Here is a 19,784-nt window from a genome sequence, read left to right as displayed (position 1 = left end):
TGGCATCACTTATTGCGTTCCGGATGAAATTGCCCTTGCTGCGCAAACTGATCCGCAATGCAGACCCAAATGAGCGCCGACGTGTTCTTGTAAGCGGGGCCATCGGCGCCAATGCTAAGCCCCTTGCGATGGGTATCCCCCGTAATACCACAGACTGTTGGGACGTTACGATCAGGCTGGAAGCGGTCAGGCCTGGCCAACATCATTCTGTTACGGTCAAGCTGAGGCATGGGGGGGTGCCTCCGCAAAACCCTGCTGGCCCTTCTCCTGCTTGTGCATGGGATTGTTTCTTCGGCAAAATCATTATTGTGGTGTTGGGCAGCGGAAGCCGCGCCCGTGTTCTCGTCACAGCCACCAACTGGGAAATGTTGCTATCCGGCGTACGGAGGGAAAATGGACCAAGAGTCGGCCGGATCGAGCATTCATTTTTACGGTTCAACAAGGACGACATGGTCCCCGGTCTTCACGCCGATGGGCGCGGGCAAAGGAACAGGCATCGTCATATCCAACCTCTGTCCCATAAGGGCTCGGTCGTCTGCCCGGACATCAAGGGCGAAAGCCGCGCTTTCACGGAAGCCAGCGACGGAAGATGGGTAGGGTGCGTGCGCTCGACACCCTGAAACCCGTCTGCTCGGACAAATTCAATCCGCTCGACATGGTGCGAACCGGCACCTGGCATGAGCGGGATGACGCCCAAGCTCTGGCGAAGCTGATGGCCTGCTCGACCCATCGGACGTCCTGAGGCTTCCGGGCAAGCGCTCCATCGTGCTGTACCGCTCCGACATACTGCGGTTCGCATTGCTGGCCAGGAAGGTCAACTACCGCTCCTGGCGCAATGTCCACTAGTGGGGCAAGTACGACAGCTGGCCTAGGAAGACGGCAAGCGGCTGCGAAAGCGCCCAAGCACTGGCAGGGACTCAATGAGATGCGACCGGCGCCACCGGAGCCGGTTTGCCCACTTGGTGTGGCGCATTAGCTGAGACTCGCGGACGCCGAGCAGGGCGAGAAACAGGCGATCCAGCTGGTCGATGATCCGCAATGCCTCGTCACGCGGCTTGCGGACGGGTTCATAACAAGGTGCTTCGGAGGACAAGACGCTTGCCAGCCGGACAGGGCGTGCACGCGACCTGGCGAAGCGGCAGGCGGAGGAGTCTATAGCTGCAGGATAGGCTCGTACTTCTCCAGTTGCTTCCTCATCGTGGTTCGGCGAGCCCCAGTCGTTGTCACCATCTTGCTGAACGCCTTGACGTTGCGCGCAGGGTACGCATGTTCCACTCGCGCCTGCTATGAGGTCATAGCGGAGAGGACGAGCGGCTAATGTGAAGCTGCTCATCCGTACTGAGTTCGTGAGGCAATGCCATGTTGATTTCCTGTGCGAGCTGGGCATCACGGCGCTTTTCCACTCCAAGCCATTCCAAAGCGACGCGCGATCAAGCAGCCATTCGGCTGCGTCCTCGGGTGCAGGACTTCAGCATGCACCACACCGCGCCGCCTTGAAAAGTCAACGTCTATCCAGCGCCGCTCATCCCTCAGCCGTTCGCCAGCCCGGTAGGTCGTCATCGCCAGCACGGAGCGCCCGTCCGAGCGCTTAACCGGCTGAACAGAGAAATGATAAGACGCCATGTCGCTCCGCTTCTGTTTGCGGAGCGACGCCTTACGGCCATGCGCCTGCGCTGGCCGTGCATCTATGTCGCGTAGCGATGTATAAGTGCGCCATTCCGTTTGCTGCACACTCTTACTCGCCTCCTGGCATGCAATCCTGCAACAGGGATCAGAGAAGAGAGTGTTGGTCAGAAGCCGAGAGCGGACCCGGGCGCATGGCCTTCAGCGGACATGTATTGTCCGATGTTTTCGCAGGGCAAAGCCCCCGGACGCCCTTCAGGTCCGCGGAACGAAGGTGCCAGCAGGCAATTCGCGCGGCGAGTGGCGAACCGAAGCAGCGACACGCCGAGGGCTAATCGTGTTGGCTACTTCGTTGATCCTTGCTAAAGTTGAGACGGCTCCTCGCACCATAGAACAGCGTCAAGCTAAATCGCAGCCGCATAATGGCATCCTAGCTCTGTAACTGCACTCACACAGGAGGCGCAATGCAGGAGTTTTTCGAAAAGCTGCTGGAACATGCAAAGGCAAATCCGGGAGAGTTCTTAACTGGGGTGGCTACGTTGCTGCTGGTTGTCGCTACCGCCTTGCTAGTCAGAGCAACAAATATTCTTTCTAAATCAGCTAGGGAAGACAGCCTCAATCGCAAAATCCAAGCAACGGTAGATGCTTGGATGAAGGTTAGAAGCGAGCTCGATTTACCTCATCTCAACAAAGAGACCCCGGAGAAAGAACTCCGCGCCCAACTGAGAACTCTAGAGGCGTTTTCAGTTGGCGTAAATTCCGGCGTCTATGACCTGGCAACTTTCAAGCAGATATCGGGTAATTGGTACTGTCAGCAGTTTGATAGGATAAAGCCGATCATCGATGAGCGACAAATAAACAACCCAGATGCGTATAAGGAGTTAGCGAGTTTAGCGAAAGCAGTTAAGGAGATGCGTCCGGACGTTGCCAAGAAGCCTGCCGGGCAGACGTGCTCGGAGCGCTCCTAGACCGAAACGCAAAGGATGTGCCTCGGCTCGCGAGCCGGGGCAGGGTCGCGAAACTGCGCAACTCATTGCAGGCCACCCGCATACGAACAGTTTCGCAATGCTGCGCATCCAATACGATGTCGGCATAATCACGGCTCGTCATTTGCGCGCCGATCAGGGTGAAGACCGACGCGTAGAACGGGTCGAGCACCAGCCCGCTCGCTGGACAGAGCGCTTCAATAAGAGGACGGAAGACTTTGATTGGCTTCTGAATTGGATGAAGCCGATTACCGGTGTAGCGCCAGTCGCGCGCGTCGTCGATTGGCTTTCACGGTCGCGCGGGCTCACCCTTGGCGAGCGGGTAGGGCCGCTCCTGCTTGCTCAGCACGAAGCGCGACGAGGAAGCGTAGCGCTTGGTGAAGACGATATGGCCCACCATTCGGCATCCCGCTACGCAGGCGCCGATGAGCTTGTCGGCGGCATTCCAGCCGTACAAGCTAGGCACAATTCAATACGCGGTGCATTTCGGCAAAGGCATCAGCCAGCCGTCGCGGTCGTTGTTGGCGATGGTCCGCCCATCGCGGGACTGGTAGCGGCACAGGTAGGGCGGGGCGGTGAGGATGAAGTCCACCCAGGCGGACTTTCATCTCGTGCATCACATTGATGCAGTTTCCGTGAACGACTGTGTTGCGAAAGAGGTCGCTCATGAGAGCACCTGCAGGCTGACAACGCTCGCATCCCAATCCACATCGCTCGGGCTGGTGGACAACTGACCGAGGCCAGTTAGGTCGTTGATGGCAATTGACTTGACGATTGCCGCTTCCTTGCTGATGGCGAGGACAATCATGTCGCGAAAATCCCTGTCGTTGAGACGGACGCGGTAGCGCCGCGTGGCGGCGGGGGCTCATTGCCCCACCTCCGCGTCGCCCTTGGCTGCCTTCGGCTCACGGATGACGAGGCGTCCGTGAGTGGCAAGCTGCTGAGGTGGATGTTGAATCCCTTGCCGTTTTTGTGAGGCCATGCTGTGCCGATCCTGGTCCAGAAGGCTTCGCCTTCACCCTCGACCATATAGACCCCATGCGGCGCTTGGTAATTTTCGTCGCGTTTCATCTTTCGTACTCCCGCTGGTTTAACCGGCCGCGCCATTCGTTGCCGGACGGGAAGTCATAGGACACAAAGGATGAGCGGCGGGGCAAGGAGGCTCCGACCGAGGGACCCTCCGGCAGACAGTCGGATGGCTTGCCCTGATGCGCTTCGGGTCCAAATTCCCAGTCCTCTAGGCAGCGGAGTGGATGCAGCCTTCACACGGGAGTGGGCCTGAGACGCAGAACCGAGCCAGAATGAGTTTGTTGGTCCGTGGGCGAAGACAGGCCGACCTGGTCATCTTCGCCGCCCTGGCGTCTGGATACTGCTTGCTGAATCCCAGCTGCGAATGGACCCTGATCGTTAAACCGCCGAACGTTTCGCACCGTAGGCGGAGGCGGGTGATCGAATCGGCCTCAAGGCACGATCAGGCGTGGCTTCTCAGATCGTGCGATGGATGCTGGTTGGCGGGCAGGCCACGATAAAAGGATCGCCTGAGCCTTCTGTCTTACCGGCAGATGCGATTTCGCGTTTTAGCGGCGTCGCAACTGCAAGCTGAGCAGGGCTCAACCCAATGTTGCGAAATTGATACAACTGAAGATTCTGTGATGCCGCCCGATCGGGAGCCGTTGCGACCAAGCCGAGAGTGTGTCGACATGCAGTAGTTTAGTTTTCGTTGAGCGGTTTTCATCATGCGGATTTGTGGGCTTCTGCTTTGCGCGGCAGCTATTGCCCTTTTTGGGGGCTGCGGGGCTTACGTCCCGGAGATGCAGGAGTGGCACGAGCCTCCTGAAAGCCAGAAAATTACAGAAAATCGTATCATCAACCACATCAAGTGCGAGCTGCACAAGGGAGCGGATGATGCGATCCGGAAATACTATGGGGCGGGTCAACGGAGCGGCAACAAGGCTGATTGGATCAAAGACTGGTTGGCAACAGTTACTCTAAAGTTGACCGTTGATGAGAAGGGCAGCGCGAACCCAGGCCTGTCGTGGGTGCGAACTCTTTCCGATACGAGGTCATTCACGCTCGGCGCTGGAGTGAATGCCTCTTCAGAAGCGACAAGAATTGAAACGATCTCCTTCACTTACCCGCTCAGGGAGCTGCGCTCAGCTCGGCCGATTGTAAATCCGTGCGAGAGGCCAGGAGAGATACTGATCGAGGGAGATCTCAAGATCGGCCAGTTCCTGGATAAGAAGATCTTCTTGTCGACCGTGCCAGGAACAATCATTGGTCCTTACAGCGCATTCAGCTACGAGGTGACCTTCGTGGTTGTTTATGGTGGTTCGGTTACGCCAACGTGGAAGCTGGTGGAGTTTACGGCCAACCCGGACTCTCCATTCGTGAACGCTACGCGCACACGTACCCACGATGTGACCATCACCATCGCACCGCCTGGGGACGCCGCCGCCGCCGAAGCCGCCGCAATCCACAACGCCGCACTGATCGGACAAGCCGTCGCGGCAGCCATTCGCAAAGGAGGGCCGTAAATGGCAGGCGCCGTAAGGATTCCGCAGTCGGTCGAGGAAGCGCATCAGCTGGGCTACGCAACGGAGCGGAAGACGCCTGAAGAGGCGCAAGCAATAATGAGGGCGGGAGCTATCGCCGGTATTCTGCGCGACGGCCCGCACCGGGATTGCAGCACCCTTCCTCCGAACCATAAATGCTGGGAGGGCGACTGTGACCCCTCCGGATGGAAAGAGGTCTTGTTCTGCGACGGGACGCAGGGCTGCACCATCTATGCGAAGGTGCGCTGCCGTTAGATGGCCCCGCGGCTCGCAAACATACGGGGGAAAGATTGACAGCGAAGCACTTCTTCAATTTGGCGACGGCCGCTCTAGCGATCCTGGCCGCCAGTTTGTGGTTCTTGTCTGCGAAGGTGAATTCAGGAAACAAGTTTGCCGGAGTCAAAGGGACGATTGGGATGAGGGAAGAGGCTGAAAAGCTCAACGCCCTGGGAGCTGCCTATAACCTGCAGAGCACCTTCAATGCCTTGGCCGCTAGCGCAGCTGGTGCTTCGGCTCTTTGTCAGACGGTTGTTGTATTTTTGGACTGTAGGAGCGCGGACGTCGTGGCGAAACGCCTGAAATTCTCCGACTCGAGTTGCCCGAGTATTCGCTGTTTTCGAATGGCAGATGGCGTGGGGCGCGCCTGTAATGTCGCGGTAAGCATAGGACTATAGTAGCTGTTTGCGATGCGGTAGGTGATGGGAAGCAAATAATATCCGGCACTTACCGGAAAGCTCTGGTTTTTTTATCGACTCTCTTGAACCGCTCCTTTCGCCTTCCAACATGATGAGAGCGAGCAACTCTACTGCTCGCATGGAGGATCTGATGCGCAGCTCTCGTCCGTCGGCACCGGTCATCGTCAGGGCAAACTCGACGCTCTGCGGCGGTTAAGGATGCAAAAGGCTTCTCGGGCGTTTTGCGCCCGAGAAGTTCTTTGGGGTGGGAGCATGGGCAATTCGCGCAAGACACGAGCTGGCAAAGAGCTCGTATTACCTCCGAGATTTCTGCTCGCAAAAAGGTATTGGAAGCGGGCTCGCGACGCGGTGCGGCCGCTGGCGCCTGATCTGGCGCGTCAGGGCCTGAAAGCAGCGCTAGGTTTTGTCGTGGCAGCCGTTGTCGTCGGCTTTATTCGTGACCCGTTCGAGCAAAACGTCATCCCTTGGCTCATACGGCTGATGAGTCTTGAGCAGGCGCTGTACATCTACACTGATCCTTCTGATGGTCCTGCCGATCAATACGAATTCCTAGTGTCCCGGCACGTTCTGGCCTCTGGAAGGATGATCCAGGATCGAGACGTTGCCGAGCGTACCAACAGAAAAGGGAATCCCCGCAACTTCAAAGTGAAGGGCTCCCGTTCCGGAGATCTTTTGATGTTCACGTACATTTCGAGCACTGACAAGCTAGGGATGGGCGCATTTGTTGGGCAGCGGCTCGAAACGGATAACGACGACATCTTCATTGGAAACCTTACCGGGTGGGGCCACGACAAGGATGGGCACTGCACGATCGTCTCGTACTGGGCGGTAATCGGCCCTGCCGAGGAGAAACAAAGATTTGGCGATCTGCTCAAAAACTCCGTCGGAGGTGCTTCACCAGCAAAGGCGACCACTTCTGATGCATCTCTGAAATGCAGCGAACCTAAAGGCTGAGCCCGAAATTAGTTCAACAAAAGTGCCCCGCATCGTTTCCAATGCGGGGCAAGTAGCTCTGGACCTTGCGGGTCATCAGCTCTCAACGGACTTCAACCATTCCAAGGCTTGAGGATGGTCTCCCTTGCCACGCCAGCGGGCCTCGCCGCTGCTCCGGGAAGATTCGCACAGAGCCACGTCGGTGTCCTCAGGCTCCTGATGATATGATCAGCCACTGGCTTCCTTACGCACGCGGATGGCGCGCCGTCCGCCGCCGGGTAGGCCGATCAGATCGACGTTGAAGCCCTTGCCGTCCGTCATGCGCGCGCTCGGTACCACTGCACGATTGCAACGAGCCCGTCGTGCAGGAACAGCTGGCGTCGCTGCGCTGGCGCTGCTGCCCTTGAGCCGGCTCTGGGCGGGAAAACGCCACGGGCAGGCGCACCTTCGCCTTTGGCTGCATCATCAGCAGCAATCGGACGCTTGTGGCGCATGCCTCAAGAACTGAGCCCCGAGCGGCCACTCGCCGCAATCGGATTCTGGCCGCGCGCCGCGCCCCCTGAGAAAGGACAGGACAGCGACTGCTTGGAATTCTGCAAGATGCCCTCGGAGAGCGGAGATTCTCGCCGTTATGCCGCCCGTTCTCCCCGATTTTGCAGAGAAACAACTTGGCCTTTCGACTAGAAGGGGGGCGTCCAACGAGGAGATTGCATATGAAGGTCGGGGTGCCTAAGGAAATCAAGACGCACGAATACCGCGTGGGTCTAACCCCTGGCGCCGTCCGAGAATATGTAGCTGCCGGTCACAGTGTACTGGTCGAGACCAATGCGGGTGCCGGCATTGGCGCGAGCGATGACAATTATCGCAACGCCGGCGCATCGATTGTCGGCTCAGCTCGTGAGGTCTTCGCATCGAGCGAGATGATCGTAAAGGTGAAGGAGCCCCAACCCTCCGAATGGACTGAGCTGCGAGAGGGGCAGATCCTTTTCACCTACCTGCATCTGGCGCCAGACCCGGAACAGGCGAAGGGACTCCTCGAATCTGGATGCACCGCCATCGCCTATGAGACGGTGACGGATGCGCATGGCGGGCTTCCGCTGCTCGCGCCGATGAGCGAAGTTGCGGGAAGGCTTGCGGTCGAAGCGGCAGGCCGCGCCCTGACGCGCTATACCGGCGGGCGGGGGCTGTTGATTGGCGGCGTTCCTGGCGTGCAGCCGGCTCGCATCGTCGTGATCGGAGGCGGCGTCGTTGGGAGTCATGCGGCCCGAATAGCCGCCGGCCTGGGTGCCGAGGTCACGATCCTCGACCGCTCGATCCCGCGCCTTCGCGAGCTGGATGAACTGTTCGAAGGCCGCGTTCGTACCAGATTCTCGACCATAGACGCCGTCGAAGAGGAAGTCTTTGCAGCAGACGTTGTCATCGGCGCGGTCCTCGTTCCCGGTGCAAGCGCGCCGAAACTCGTCAGCCGCAGCATGCTGGCATCAATGCGCAAGGGCTCCGTCATCGTTGACGTCGCCATCGATCAAGGGGGCTGCTTCGAAACATCGCGCCCGACCACGCACGCGGATCCAACTTACGAGGTCGATGGCGTAATTCACTATTGCGTCGCCAATATGCCCGGAGCCGTCCCGCTCACGTCAAGCCAAGCACTGAACAATGCCACACTGCCGTTCGGGTTGGCGCTCGCCAACAAGGGTTTCGCGGCGGTCCTCGAAAATCCGCATCTGCGCGCTGGCCTCAATATCTATCGCGGCCGGCTCACTTACAGGACTGTAGCCGAGAGCCTAGGCCTGCCATTCTCCCCGATCGAACAGGCTGCGGCCTGATCCCAGAAGTCCCTATGGGACGTTTCCTCCCTCACTTAAGGGCCGCTCCTTGGAGTGGCCCTTTTTTTAAGGACGCGAAGGGCATCCGGCCTGCAATCTTGCCCAGCCGAAGCCGAGAATTCGTGTTTGTTGGCTTGGCCCCTTTTATAGGGTGATTGAATCTACGTGAAGCATCCCCCGGGCTCTTCCTCAGAACCGGCGCGGATGATCAGGGCGTAGGTGCATCAGAACGAGTAGATCCGAAGCAGACGCATCCAGACCAAGCGCCTCGTCGCGGGTGTCACGGCTCGATACGTTCCGACCAGACCGATACCGTCTTCGATTTATCCAACCAAATGCTTCTCGTAAAGGTCGTCGATCAGTTCGCTTGCCTGCGACAGCGAGTTCAGCCTCGCAGACCGCACGATGGGTCTACGCTCAATAGTCCCGCGGGCCACAGGAGAGGTCGTTTCGGTGATTCGATGCGTGCGATAGCTCACGATCAACTTCAACTTCGAAGGAAACACACAATCCACGTCGCGTTCGACTCGTTCATAGTCAACTGCGCTGACCTCAAGGCTTCAATGCCGCAAAAACAAACCGGACAACAGCCATCTTGAACTCGAGCTCCTCAGCACCGCGGCTCTAACATTTATAGACGTCCTTATCAGACCAGGTGACAGGCCACGAACCGGCCGGGCGCAACCTCCTTCAAAGGCGGTCTTTCCGCGCATACAGGTTTGGCCAACGGACAGCGACCTCTCAGCCTGCATCCAGGCGCGATATCGATAGGGCTTGGAATTTCGCCCGACAAAGCGAAATCGTCGCGCTTTGCGTCAGGATCCGGAACTGGAACGGCCGCTAGCAAAGCGCGCGAGTAGGGATGCAAGGGCTTTGCAAACAGATCCTTGGTGCCCGACATCTCCACTATGCTGCCGAGATACATCACGGCAACGCGGCTCGCCAGGTACTTCACAGTGGCCAGATCGTGTGAAATGAACAGGTAAGACAACCCGAGTTGCTCGCGCAGTTTCTCCAGCAGGAGAATTGCTCGCGAGCGTAGCGATACGTCGAGTGCGGAGGTTGGCTCGTCAAGAACAACGAAGCGGGGATTCGTTGCAATCGCCCTGGCGATATTGACCCGCTGGCGTTGACCGCCCGAAAGCTCGTGCGGATACCGGTCCAACAGATCGCGGCCGAGCCCCACCTCCTGCATGAGCTCCTCGACGAGCTCGCGCCGCTCCTTCGCCGGAAGCTTGGTATGGAGCGTGAGGGCCTCCTCGACCATCCGTCTCACCGTTAGTCTAGGATTGAGCGAGGCAGTAGGATCCTGAAACACCATCTGGATATCGCGGCGCAACGGCTTCATGGCATGGGCATCAAGCCTCGCTATGTCCGTGCCATCATAGCGGACGGATCCCGCCGTCGGCTCGACTAGCCGAACCAAGCAACGCGCGACGGTCGATTTTCCACAGCCGGATTCGCCAACCAATCCAACCGTCTCGCCGGCTTCTATATCGAAGGAGACTGAATCGACCGCCCGCACGACGGGCTGTTCCTGACCGCGTAGGCGCGCGAGAGTGCCGGCCACCCCGCCGAGCGGAAAATGCATCTGCAGATCACGTATCTCAACAAGTGCCACGGCGTTCCTCGAATCCATAACATGCTACAACATGGCCGGGACCGGCCTCGATCATCGTAGGGCGTGCGGCGCGACAGCGATCCATCACCCACTCACAGCGCCCTGCGTAACGGCACCCGCTCGGCGGGTTGACCAGGGAAGGAACCGACCCTGGTATGGGCTCTAGAACGACGTCGCGATCGACCCTCGGTATCGATCGGACGAGCGCCTTCGTGTAGGGATGGGCCGGATTATGGAACAGCTCCCGCACGGGCGCGCATTCAACAACCTGGCCGGCATGCATAACGGCGACGCGGTCGCAGATCTCGGCAACGACGCCAAGATCGTGCGTGACGAGCATGATCGCCGCACCTGTTTTCGCGCTCAATTCGCGCAGCAGATCAAGAATCTTGGCCGCGATCGAAACGTCGAGCCCGGTCGTTGGCTCGTCCGCGAGCAGGAGCTGAGGGGAGGTTGCAAGCGCCATAGCGATCATGATCCGCTGACACATTCCTCCCGAGAGCTGATGCGGGTATTGCTTGGCTCGCTTTTCGGGCGCCGGAATGCGGACAAGGCGCAGCATCTCGAGCATCTTCTTGTCGGCCTCTCGTGGCGACAAGCCGGCGTGCACCATCAGCAAGCGTGAAATCTGCTTTCCAACGGTCAGGAGCGGGTTGAGCGCGGTTCGCGGCGTCTGCGATACCATCGCGATCTTTCCGCCGCGCATGCGCCGCATCTCTTCCTCAGAAAGCGTGCCAAGGTCTACGCCGTCAAAGTGAACCCTTCCGGAGACACGCCCTGGCGGACGGATCAGGCGCAGAATGGCAAAAGACGTGACCGACTTTCCCGACCCGGACTCGCCGACCAGCCCGAGAACCTCCCCCCGGCGGATGGTCAGGTTGATGTGGTCGACTGCTTCGATGGCGCCCTGGTTGATCTCAAAATGGACGGTCAAATCAGAGATCTCAAGCAGCTCGGTCATCTCAAACCCCTCATGCGCGGGTCCAGCAAATCACGCAATCCGTCACCGATAAGGTTGAATGCGAGAACGGAGGTCATGATCGCAAGGCCGGGAAACAGGAACAGCCACCATTCTCCGGTAACGATCTGTGAGGCACCTTCTGCGGTCATCACGCCCCATTCGCTCTGTGGCGGCTGAATTCCAAGTCCAATGAAGGAGAGCGAGGCCATCGTCAGAAGGGCAAAGCCCGTCGAGAGCGTCGCTTGCACAATCAGCGGCGGAAGACAGTTCGGCAGCAGGTGAATCAGCACAATCCTCCAGGTCGGATTGCCGAGCGTGCGAGCAGCATCGGCATATTCCATCTCGCGAAGCCGAAGCATCTCTCCACGGGTCAGCCGCAGGTAGGCCGGGATTTGTGTGATCGAGATGGCAATTGCGACATTGGTGGTGGAATTGCCAAGCCCCGCCGTGATGCCCATGGCCAGTACGAAGGCCGGGAAGGCCATCAGAGCGTCGACGACGCGCATCGCGATCGCATCAGCCCACCCCCGGCTGTATCCGACGACCGCTCCAAGCAACCCTCCGATTGAAACGGCAACAAACGTTGCCGCAAAGGCAACCAGCAGGTCGACTCGGGCCGCAAAAATGATTCGCGAGAGTTGATCGCGTCCGAACTCGTCAGTACCAAGCGCATGGTGCCAGGAAGGCGGCTGCAAAGAAGCTGCAGGGTCGGTGGCATCGGGCGCGTAGGGCGCCACGATCGGCGCCAATATCGCGGCCGCCGCGATCAGCATGATCACGCACAGTGCCGCAAAGGAGACGGGATTGCGCTGAAGCCGCTGCCACACCAGAGATGAAGCCGCTGGTTGCGAAATCGAAGAGGAGACAGACAATGATGAGGACATCAGCTGAACCTAATCCGGGGATCAACGAGGCCGTACGCAATATCGACCGCCAAATTGACCATGACACACGTCACTGCGACGAAGAGGATGAAAGACTGGATCGGAGCCGAGTCCTTCGTAAGCAATGCAGTCACCGCGTAATTTCCAATACCAGGCCATGAGAACACGCTTTCGACCACCGCATTTCCGGCCATCAAGAATCCAAAAACGATTCCGGAAATCGTGATCACAGGTATCAGCGCATTTCGCAGCGCATCCCGATAGATCACCGTTCTTCGCGGCAATCCGGCCGCCCAGGCCGCCTTGATGTAGTCGGACTCGAGGATCTCAAGCATGGTGGACCGCACCATGCGTGCGACTGGCGCGATCGCGCTGAGCCCGAGGGTCGCTGCAGGCAGCATGAGCTGATGCAGACTTGATCGTAAGGTGATCCAGTTTCCGGTAAGCAGGGAGTCGATCACATAAAGTCCGGTTATGTGTGCCGGAGGTTCTATGCCCGATCCCAAGCGTCCAAGCGGTGAGGGGGCCAAGTTGAACATGTAAAAGAAGACGTAAACGAACACGAGTCCGGTCAGAAAGCTCGGCATGGCGACACCCATGATGCCGACCACTCGTCCGATATGGTCGATCAATGTGTCGCGATGCACCGCTGACAAGACCCCAAGAGGCAGTCCGATCACAATCGCGATGAGAAGGCTCGCCAGATTGAGCTCGAGAGTGGCGGGCAGGCGCTGCAGAAAGTCCTGAGACACCGGCCGTCCCGTCGAGGCACTCTCGCCAAGATCGCCTTGAAAGATGCCGGCGACGTAGCGGTAGTATTGCTCCGGGAACGGGCGATCCAGGCCCATTTGGTGCTCCATTTCAGCGAGATGTTCGGGCGTGGCAAACGGGCCCGCCTTGACCATGGCCGGATTGCCCGGAAGCAGGTAGGTGAGGGTAAAGCAGATCACGCTGACCCCGAACAAGGTCGGCAGAGCCAGCGCAAACCGTCGCATGACATAATTGAAGAAACCCATTGGAGCGCTCTCTCGTTTGTACGAAGACGACGTGCTCAGGCGAGCTTCATGCTGAAAAAGCGCTCATAACTATCCCAACGCTTCTCAATGCCAACGAGGTCGGATCGCATGACGCGGGTCCAGTTCTCGTACCAGAGGTGCCCCCAGACGGCGTCGCCGATGATGATCTCCTGCAGGCGTTTTGCCGCCGCCAGACGCTTGCTGGTGTCGGTTTCATGCATGTTCTCATCGATCAGCTTGTCGACTTCCGGATTGGAATAGAATGAGGTGTTCGTGCCTTTCGCTGTGCTGTGGAAGTTGAAGAACAGGTGATAGAAGGGATCGTTGATCCAGGACTGCCAAGACTCGATCGAAAGCTGGTGATCGCCTTTGGTTGCGATCTGGCGGAAGGTGGCTTCGGTTTCCTTGACGATGCTCACCTTGAAGCCGATCTTCTCCAGCTCGGTCTGGAGCCAGACCGAGGCCTGCTCGTGCGGCTGCCATCCAGCGCGTACCGCAAGGTCGATCGGAACCGGCTCCTTGCCGAAGCCCGCCTCGCGCATCAACTCCTTGGCCTTTGCGATGTCGTACTTGTAGGGACTGATCGTGTTGTCGTAACCGGGCGTCAAACTAGGCACAGGGCTCTTCATCTCGGTGCCAAAACCATACAGCACGCTCGGGATGATGGCCTGGACCGGGATCGCGTAGTTGATGGCCTGCCTCACTTTGACATTGTTAAGCGGCGCCTTCTGCGTGTTCATGCAAAGCCAGTGACACAGGGTGTCCGGCACGGAGACGGTCTTCAAACCTGGCTCCGCCTCGAGACTCTTCACATTGCGCGGAGACAGCGTTGATCTGCCAACCACCATGTCGATGGCCTTGCGCTTGAGCAGCAGCAAGCGGTCGGCTTCGTTCGGTACATATTTGAGGACGATCCGATCGAAATAGGGACGACCACGCCAGTGATCGGCCTGCGCTTCCAGGACGACCTCGACGCCCGGCTGGTTCTTGACTAGCTGATACGGCCCGAGGCCGGCTGTGCTTCGCTTCAACCAGTTGGCGGCCCAGGGATCGTCCGCGGTCGCATTCGCCTTGACCTCTTCCGGATCAAGCAGCGCGTTATTCATAAGCGCCATCATGTCCAGCGCCATCGGGCTGGGCGAGGGCATGTTGATCTCGATCGTGAAGTCGTCGCGCACCTTGAACTGCTCGGGCTTGGTTATCCCAAGAAGGCGCGGAAACAGGAGGCGCATATAACCCGGTGACTGCAGCCCGCGGTCGAGGAGATACTTCACGGTCGTGGCGTTGACATCGCGGCCGCTCGGTAATTTCAAGCCTTTGCGGATGTTCAGCACCAGCGTGGCGTTGCCATTTTCGAAGGACCAGGACTGGGCGATGCCGCTCTCGATCTCGCCAGGCTTTGCTTGCGACACCCCCGGCTTCCCCTCGACCGGCTGCACCTTCCACATCAGCGGGCTGTCGTAAACGTTGGCCTGCACCGTGTAGCCGGCCGACGTCTTGAAGGAGGCCGGATCGAGCGTGTCGATGTCGGCATCCCAGGCGACTGTCAGCGTTCGCTTTTCCTGTGCGGCAGCCAAACGAGCTGTGCCGGTGAATGTGAGGGCCGCGACGCTGGTTGCGGCAAACTTCAAAAAGTCCCGACGGCGCGTGTCGCTGGTCATCTCATTCCCCTCCTGACTCTGCGCGAAAGATTTGCCGGTCATCCGGTGCGCGATGGCTTGCATTATTGTCATCGTTCTGTTATTGTCAACTCAGTTTCAACATACGAAACTAGGTGATGAAAAAGTGGGCTCAATAGAAAACGCAGCGCAAATCCTTAGACTTTTCGGGCCAGGCAGGCTTGAGGTCTCGGTGACAGATGTCTCGCAACTGTTGAATATGCCTAAAAGTTCAGCATCTCGGTTGCTGAAGACGATGCTGCTTGAGGGGCTGCTGTCGCGCTCGGAGAATCCGCCGCGCTATAAGGTCGGAAATCTGCTTTTCGAGATTTCGCGCCTCTACAAGCTGAACTCTTCCCTGATTGACGCCGTCGATGAGGCCGTAAAGGAGATCACTCGAGAGACCGGGCACACCGGTTATGTCTCGATCCTTGATGGTGCGGATGTTCTGGTCATCCGGATGCATCAGGGCTCCCACGCCTTGCGTGTCTTCACGCCGCTGGGTCAGCGTGCTCCTGCCTTTGCGACTGCGATTGGGCGCAGTCTGCTCTCGCGCTTTCCGGATGGCGTGGTGCGCTCGCTTCATGTTGAAGGTGTCACTCCGCCTTCGCCGCGCGCGCCTCAAAATGTCGACGAGCTGGTGGCGGCGCTGGATCAGCCGCGCCGGTTCGGCTGGGCCGAGGCCCTCGATGAGGCGATCCCCGGGGTCGGCTCAATCTCAGTGAGCGTCTCCGATCCAGAAATCCGCGAGACCGTGGGGTTCTGTATTTCGTATCCAGCCTCGCACATGAGCGATGAGGAGAGGAATCGCGCGATCACGCTGCTTACAACTGCCGCTCAGCGCATAGCGCACCGCTTCGGCGATCAGTTTCTGCTGCAGCGGGCGCAGCGCGCGCTTGGCAGAGGCGGCGGCCCGGTTGCTGCTTGATCGGTTTTTTATCGCCGCAATCGATGCGGCTTGGAGGATATAGATGAGGCAATTGAGTCCAGAGGATATCGAGGCGCTCTCGGTCGGTGCCTGGATTCTCGGAACAGGCGGGGGCGGGAGTCCGTATCACGCGCTCTTGAATTTGCGACGTTTCTACGATGCGGGCGTTCGCGTCGATCTGATCGATCCTGATGAGCTGGACGATGATGATGCGATCGCGGTTGTCTCCATCATGGGCGCGCCGCTTGTCTTCCAGGAACGTCTGGTTGACAGCAGGCTGATCGCTCGCGCCGTTTCGGCTATGGAGGAGCATCTTGGCCGCAAGTTCAGGGCGGTGATGGCGGTCGAGATCGGCGGCGGCAACGGCATGCAGTCCTTGCTTGCTGCCGTTCACCTGAAAATTCCAGTTGTCGACGCCGATGCGATGGGCCGGGCCTATCCCGAAGCGCAAATGACAAGCTTTGCAGTGGGCAATCTCGCTCCTTATCCGCTGACCTCAGTAGACCCGCGCGGTAATGAGGCCATCGTTGGCAAAACCTCGTCCTGGAAATGGATGGAGCGCGTGAGCCGAAAGCTTTGCACTGAGTTCGGGTCCATCGTTGCGACCTGCAAGGCGCCGCGCACCGGTGCTGAGGTGAAAAAGTGGGCCATTCCCCATACCACATCCAAGGCCATTAATCTCGGACGGGCGGTTGCTGAGGCCAACCGGGAACACGCCGACCCGATTGCGGCCATTCTGAAGGCGGAATCCGGCAAGTTCCTGTTCTCCGGCAAGATCGTTGAAGTCGAGCGGCGGACAACGGAGGGCTTCCTGCGCGGCCGCACGGTCGTGGAGGGGCTTGGCGATGACCACGGCAGCCAGATCCGGATCGACTTCCAGAATGAGTGGATCGTCGTGTGGCGTGATGGGCAGGCGCTCGTCTCGACGCCGGACCTTATTTGCGTTCTCGACAGCGAATCCGGCGAGGCGATCGGAACGGAAACCATTCGCTACGGGCAGCGGACGACGGTGATCGCGCTGCCGGCGGCTCCGGTCTTCCTCTCGCCGCGCGGACTCGACCATGTCGGCCCCCGCGCCTTTGGTTATGACATCGATTTCAAGTCGGTATTCTGCTCATGAGACGCATTGGGATTGACGTAGGTGGCACCAATACGGATGCCGTGCTGATCGACGGCGGAAAGGTCGTGCAGGGCGTGAAGGTCGCGACCACGGCCGACGTCACCAGTGGTGTGGCTGCGGCCATCGAGGCACTCGATCTGAGCGCCGAGCATGACAGTGGTCTCGACGCGCTGATGATCGGCACGACCCACTTCATCAATGCGGTCGTTCAGCGCCGTCATCTGACGAAAGTGGCGGTGATCCGGGTCGCGCTCCCCGCCACGAGCTCCTTGCCGCCCTTCACCGATTGGCCGGCTGGCCTCGCTGAGCTCGCCAATGGCGGGGTCTTTCAAATTGAAGGCGGCCACGATTACGACGGGCGCAGGTTCGCCCCTCTGGATACTACCGCAGCCAGAAGAATTGCGCGCGAAATACGCAATCTCGGCCTCAAATACGTCGTGGTCAACGCACTGTTCTCTCCGCTTGATCCGTCCGATGAAGAAGCGGTCGCCGCCATCCTGCGCGAAGAAATCCCCGATGTGTCGGTGACCTGCGCACATTTGCTCGGCGGGATAGGATTGCTCGAACGTGAGAACGCGGCCATTCTCAATGCTTCTCTCATTGCGCTTGCGCGGGAGACCATCACGGCTTTTGAGCATGCCAAGTCAAAAGTCGGGCTGAACGCGCCGCTTTTTGTCACGCAAAACGACGGCACGGTCGCGGAGGCCTCGCGTGCCGCTACCTACCCGGTGTTCAGCTTTGCCTCCGGTGCGACCAACTCAATGCGTGGTGCGGCCTATCTTTCGGGGCTCAAAGATGCGGTGGTGGTCGACGTCGGCGGCACGACGGCGGACTTTGGCTACTTGAGAAATGGCTTTCCCCGTGAAGCCAACGCGGTTGTTCATATTGGAGGCGTCAGGACCCTGTTCCGTATGCCGGATCTCGTTTCGATCGGACTAGGTGGCGGCAGCCATATCGACCTTGAAGCGGCAACCATCGGGCCGCTTAGCGTTGGGTATCGCCTGTCCACGGAAGCGCTGGTGTTTGGCGGCAATCGCGTGACGGCGACGGACATCGGCGTTGCCGCGGGACTGATCGATCTCGGCGATCGCAAGCGTGTGGCACACATCGCTGCCGATGACGTGAAAAGGATTCTGCGCCGCTGCAAGGAGATGCTGGAAGAGAACGTCGACCGGATGAAGACAAACGCTTCAGACATCACGCTGATTGCGGTCGGTGGCGGCGCGTTTCTTGTTCCGGAAGAATTGCAGGGCGTCGGGCGTGTCGTCCGGGTTCAGCACGGTGGTTGCGCGAATGCGGTTGGCGCAGCCATTGCCCAGGTCAGTGGTGAAGTCGACCAGGTGTTTCAGGGACTGACGCGAGACGAGGCGGTTGCTTCAGCACGCAAGCTTGCCGAATCCCGGGCAGTGGAGGCCGGCGCGGACTCAGAATCGCTCGCGCTGGTCGAGGCGGAGGATACGCCGATCGCCTATCTGCCCGGAAATGCCATGCGCGTGCGTGTCAAAGTGGTCGGCAATATTCGATCAACCCGAATGGGGCAAACAGCCAAGGAGAAAGTCACATGCCAGTCCGTTTCCTGATCAGCACGCTCAAGGAAGGGGTCGACCCGGCGGAATATGAGGCTTGGGTGCGCGAGCGCGACTACGTTCTCGTGCGTAGCCTCGACAATTACGTGAGCTATAAGGTTCATCGCATTCGCCGCCCCATCCAGGGCGCCGAAAACTCAACGTGGCAATATATCGAAAGGATCGAAGTCAAGAGCCTGGAGCAACACGACAAGGACCTTGCCTCACCGGCTGGTGTTGCACTGCGAGAAGAGCTTTATGGCAAGTATCTCGATCGCTCGAAGAACATCTATTTCGTCAGCGACGAGATAGAATGATCCCTCCTTCGCGTTGAGCTCTGCCTGATCCAAGACGTATGCGCAAACAGGATACCGACAAGATGACCCTCGACCTGCTGATTCTCGGCAACGCGCCCATGGTCAAGATGCTTGATCGCGTCAAGCTCGCCGAAGCGAGCGGATACGACACGGTCTGGCTTGCCGATGAACGGTTCTATCGGGAGGTCTATTCGTGTCTGGGATATTTCGCGCAAAATACGTCTCGGGTCAGGCTCGGACCTTGCGTGACAGATCCCTACGCCAGACATCCTGCACTGACAGCCATGGCGATTGCGACACTCGACGAGATTTCCAACAAGCGCGCAATTCTCGGCCTCGGCGCCGGTATTTCCGGCTTCGCTGAGCTTGGCATCGATCGGAAGAAGCCGGCGCGCGCTATCAGCGAAGCGATCGAGGTGATCCGGATGCTCCTGCGTGGCGAGACCGTCACCTACGACGGAGAGGTCATTCAGTTCAAGGAGGGCAAGCTGAACTTCACTCCTGTTCGCGCTGATATCCCAATCTATGTGGCCAGCAACGGTCCGCTCGGCCAACGGACGGCAGGCGCTTGCGCCGACGCTGCGTTCATGGAAGCAGGCGGCAATGCTCCGGAAGTCAAGGCGTTCCGTGCGAGACTGGATGATGGAGCGAAGAAGGCAGGTCGCGATCCCAAGTCCGTCAGGCTTATCGTCCGGCTCAACGCCTGTGTTGCCCCAGACGGTCAGGCCGCCCGCGACGCGCTGCGGCCGACGGTTGCAAGATTGCTCGGTGCAGGGCGTCTCAAATTCGAAACGGCCGAAGAGCAGGGGCTGACCTTGCCGGAGGATATACTCGCCTCGGTTCAGGGCGCCCATTACGCCGCTGGCGTGACGCCTTATCTTCCTCTGCTGCCATATGTGACCGATCGCCATATCAATGCCTTCACTCTGGCCGGCAATGTCGAGGAGGTGACCGCGCGTGTGATCGAGCTGCGCCAGGCCGGCGTCGACGGGATCATCATCATGCCCTTTGCGCCTGAAGGAGGTACGATCGAGGAGACGATCGCGATGATGGGCTCCCAAGTGTGGCCTGCTGTTGCCCAGGCGAAGGGAAGGTAGCA

18 protein-coding genes are annotated in these 19,784 nt (G+C 59.1%); 10 read left to right on the top strand and 8 right to left on the bottom strand.

Going from position 1 to position 19,784, the window contains the following annotated elements; all coding sequences use genetic code 11:
• Positions 1–589: 589 nt before the first annotated feature.
• Positions 590–742: a hypothetical protein gene (locus tag QA642_RS41160; protein ID WP_283081929.1), complete on the top strand. Its 153-nt coding sequence runs from the start codon at positions 590–592 to the stop codon at positions 740–742.
• Between the two features lie 1,345 nt (positions 743–2,087).
• On the top strand, positions 2,088–2,591 hold the full coding sequence (locus QA642_RS41155; protein WP_271610459.1) for a hypothetical protein: 504 nt from the start codon (positions 2,088–2,090) through the stop codon (positions 2,589–2,591).
• Here QA642_RS41155 and QA642_RS41150 read toward each other — a convergent pair.
• The 3 genes from QA642_RS41150 to QA642_RS41140 form a co-directional block, all read right to left on the bottom strand.
• Entirely contained in the window at positions 2,527–2,811 is a 285-nt protein-coding gene (locus QA642_RS41150; protein WP_283087084.1) for a hypothetical protein, read from the bottom strand. The two genes, QA642_RS41155 and QA642_RS41150, sit on opposite strands and share 65 nt — an antisense overlap.
• Positions 2,812–3,078: 267 nt before the next feature.
• Complete coding sequence (locus QA642_RS41145; protein ID WP_283081928.1) at positions 3,079–3,201, bottom strand: hypothetical protein; 123 nt, start codon at positions 3,199–3,201, stop codon at positions 3,079–3,081.
• A gap of 72 nt (positions 3,202–3,273) precedes the next feature.
• On the bottom strand, positions 3,274–3,417 hold the full coding sequence (locus tag QA642_RS41140; RefSeq protein WP_271610461.1) for a hypothetical protein: 144 nt from the start codon (positions 3,415–3,417) through the stop codon (positions 3,274–3,276).
• 1,003 nt (positions 3,418–4,420) lie between these two features.
• Here QA642_RS41140 and QA642_RS41135 point away from each other — a divergent pair.
• From QA642_RS41135 to ald, 3 genes are all read left to right on the top strand, one after another.
• Positions 4,421–5,143 (top strand): hypothetical protein, encoded by a 723-nt coding sequence (locus tag QA642_RS41135; RefSeq protein ID WP_283081927.1) that lies wholly within the window; start codon positions 4,421–4,423, stop codon positions 5,141–5,143.
• Between the two features lie 965 nt (positions 5,144–6,108).
• Positions 6,109–6,810, top strand: a complete 702-nt coding sequence (locus QA642_RS41130; RefSeq protein ID WP_271610464.1) for a hypothetical protein — start codon at positions 6,109–6,111, stop codon at positions 6,808–6,810.
• A gap of 692 nt (positions 6,811–7,502) precedes the next feature.
• Positions 7,503–8,615 carry an alanine dehydrogenase gene (ald, locus tag QA642_RS41125; RefSeq protein WP_283081926.1) on the top strand — a complete coding sequence of 371 codons (1,113 nt, stop codon included), beginning with the start codon at positions 7,503–7,505 and terminating at the stop codon, positions 8,613–8,615.
• A gap of 646 nt (positions 8,616–9,261) precedes the next feature.
• Here the strand turns inward: ald and QA642_RS41120 are convergent.
• Genes QA642_RS41120 through QA642_RS41100 form a run of 5 tightly spaced genes read right to left on the bottom strand, consistent with a single transcriptional unit; the run spans position 9,262 to position 14,758 of the window.
• Positions 9,262–10,236, bottom strand: a complete 975-nt coding sequence (locus QA642_RS41120) for an ABC transporter ATP-binding protein (RefSeq protein ID WP_271610467.1) — start codon at positions 10,234–10,236, stop codon at positions 9,262–9,264.
• Complete coding sequence (locus QA642_RS41115; RefSeq protein ID WP_271610468.1) at positions 10,223–11,197, bottom strand: ABC transporter ATP-binding protein; 975 nt, start codon at positions 11,195–11,197, stop codon at positions 10,223–10,225. Before QA642_RS41115 ends, QA642_RS41120 begins: the two co-directional genes overlap by 14 nt.
• The gene (locus QA642_RS41110) at positions 11,194–12,081 is read right to left on the bottom strand and encodes an ABC transporter permease (protein WP_283081925.1); all 888 of its coding nucleotides are present in this window, start codon (positions 12,079–12,081) and stop codon (positions 11,194–11,196) included. Before QA642_RS41110 ends, QA642_RS41115 begins: the two co-directional genes overlap by 4 nt.
• The gene (locus QA642_RS41105; protein ID WP_283081924.1) at positions 12,081–13,097 is read right to left on the bottom strand and encodes an ABC transporter permease; all 1,017 of its coding nucleotides are present in this window, start codon (positions 13,095–13,097) and stop codon (positions 12,081–12,083) included. The genes QA642_RS41110 and QA642_RS41105 overlap by 1 nt, the downstream gene beginning before the upstream one ends.
• Positions 13,098–13,132: 35 nt before the next feature.
• A complete protein-coding gene (locus tag QA642_RS41100) occupies positions 13,133–14,758 on the bottom strand; it encodes an ABC transporter substrate-binding protein (protein WP_283081923.1) in 1,626 nt (541 codons plus the stop codon).
• Positions 14,759–14,948: 190 nt separating this feature from the next.
• Between QA642_RS41100 and QA642_RS41095 the strand changes: the two genes are divergently transcribed.
• From QA642_RS41095 to QA642_RS41075, 5 genes are all read left to right on the top strand, one after another.
• A complete protein-coding gene (locus QA642_RS41095) occupies positions 14,949–15,683 on the top strand; it encodes an IclR family transcriptional regulator (RefSeq protein WP_283081922.1) in 735 nt (244 codons plus the stop codon).
• Between the two features lie 43 nt (positions 15,684–15,726).
• The gene (locus tag QA642_RS41090) at positions 15,727–16,803 is read left to right on the top strand and encodes a DUF917 domain-containing protein (RefSeq protein ID WP_283081921.1); all 1,077 of its coding nucleotides are present in this window, start codon (positions 15,727–15,729) and stop codon (positions 16,801–16,803) included.
• The gene (locus QA642_RS41085; protein WP_283081920.1) at positions 16,800–18,383 is read left to right on the top strand and encodes a hydantoinase/oxoprolinase family protein; all 1,584 of its coding nucleotides are present in this window, start codon (positions 16,800–16,802) and stop codon (positions 18,381–18,383) included. The genes QA642_RS41090 and QA642_RS41085 overlap by 4 nt, the downstream gene beginning before the upstream one ends.
• Positions 18,365–18,685, top strand: coding sequence for a hypothetical protein (locus QA642_RS41080; protein ID WP_283081919.1), 321 nt, complete (start codon positions 18,365–18,367; stop codon positions 18,683–18,685). The genes QA642_RS41085 and QA642_RS41080 overlap by 19 nt, the downstream gene beginning before the upstream one ends.
• Before the next feature lie 62 nt (positions 18,686–18,747).
• A complete protein-coding gene (locus tag QA642_RS41075) occupies positions 18,748–19,782 on the top strand; it encodes an LLM class flavin-dependent oxidoreductase (protein WP_283081918.1) in 1,035 nt (344 codons plus the stop codon).
• The last annotated feature ends 2 nt before the right edge of the window (positions 19,783–19,784 follow it).

Origin of the sequence: Bradyrhizobium sp. CB2312 (genome assembly GCF_029714425.1) — a bacterium.
Lineage (GTDB): Bacteria > Pseudomonadota > Alphaproteobacteria > Rhizobiales > Xanthobacteraceae > Bradyrhizobium.
This window is presented reverse-complemented; position numbering and strand designations above follow the sequence as displayed.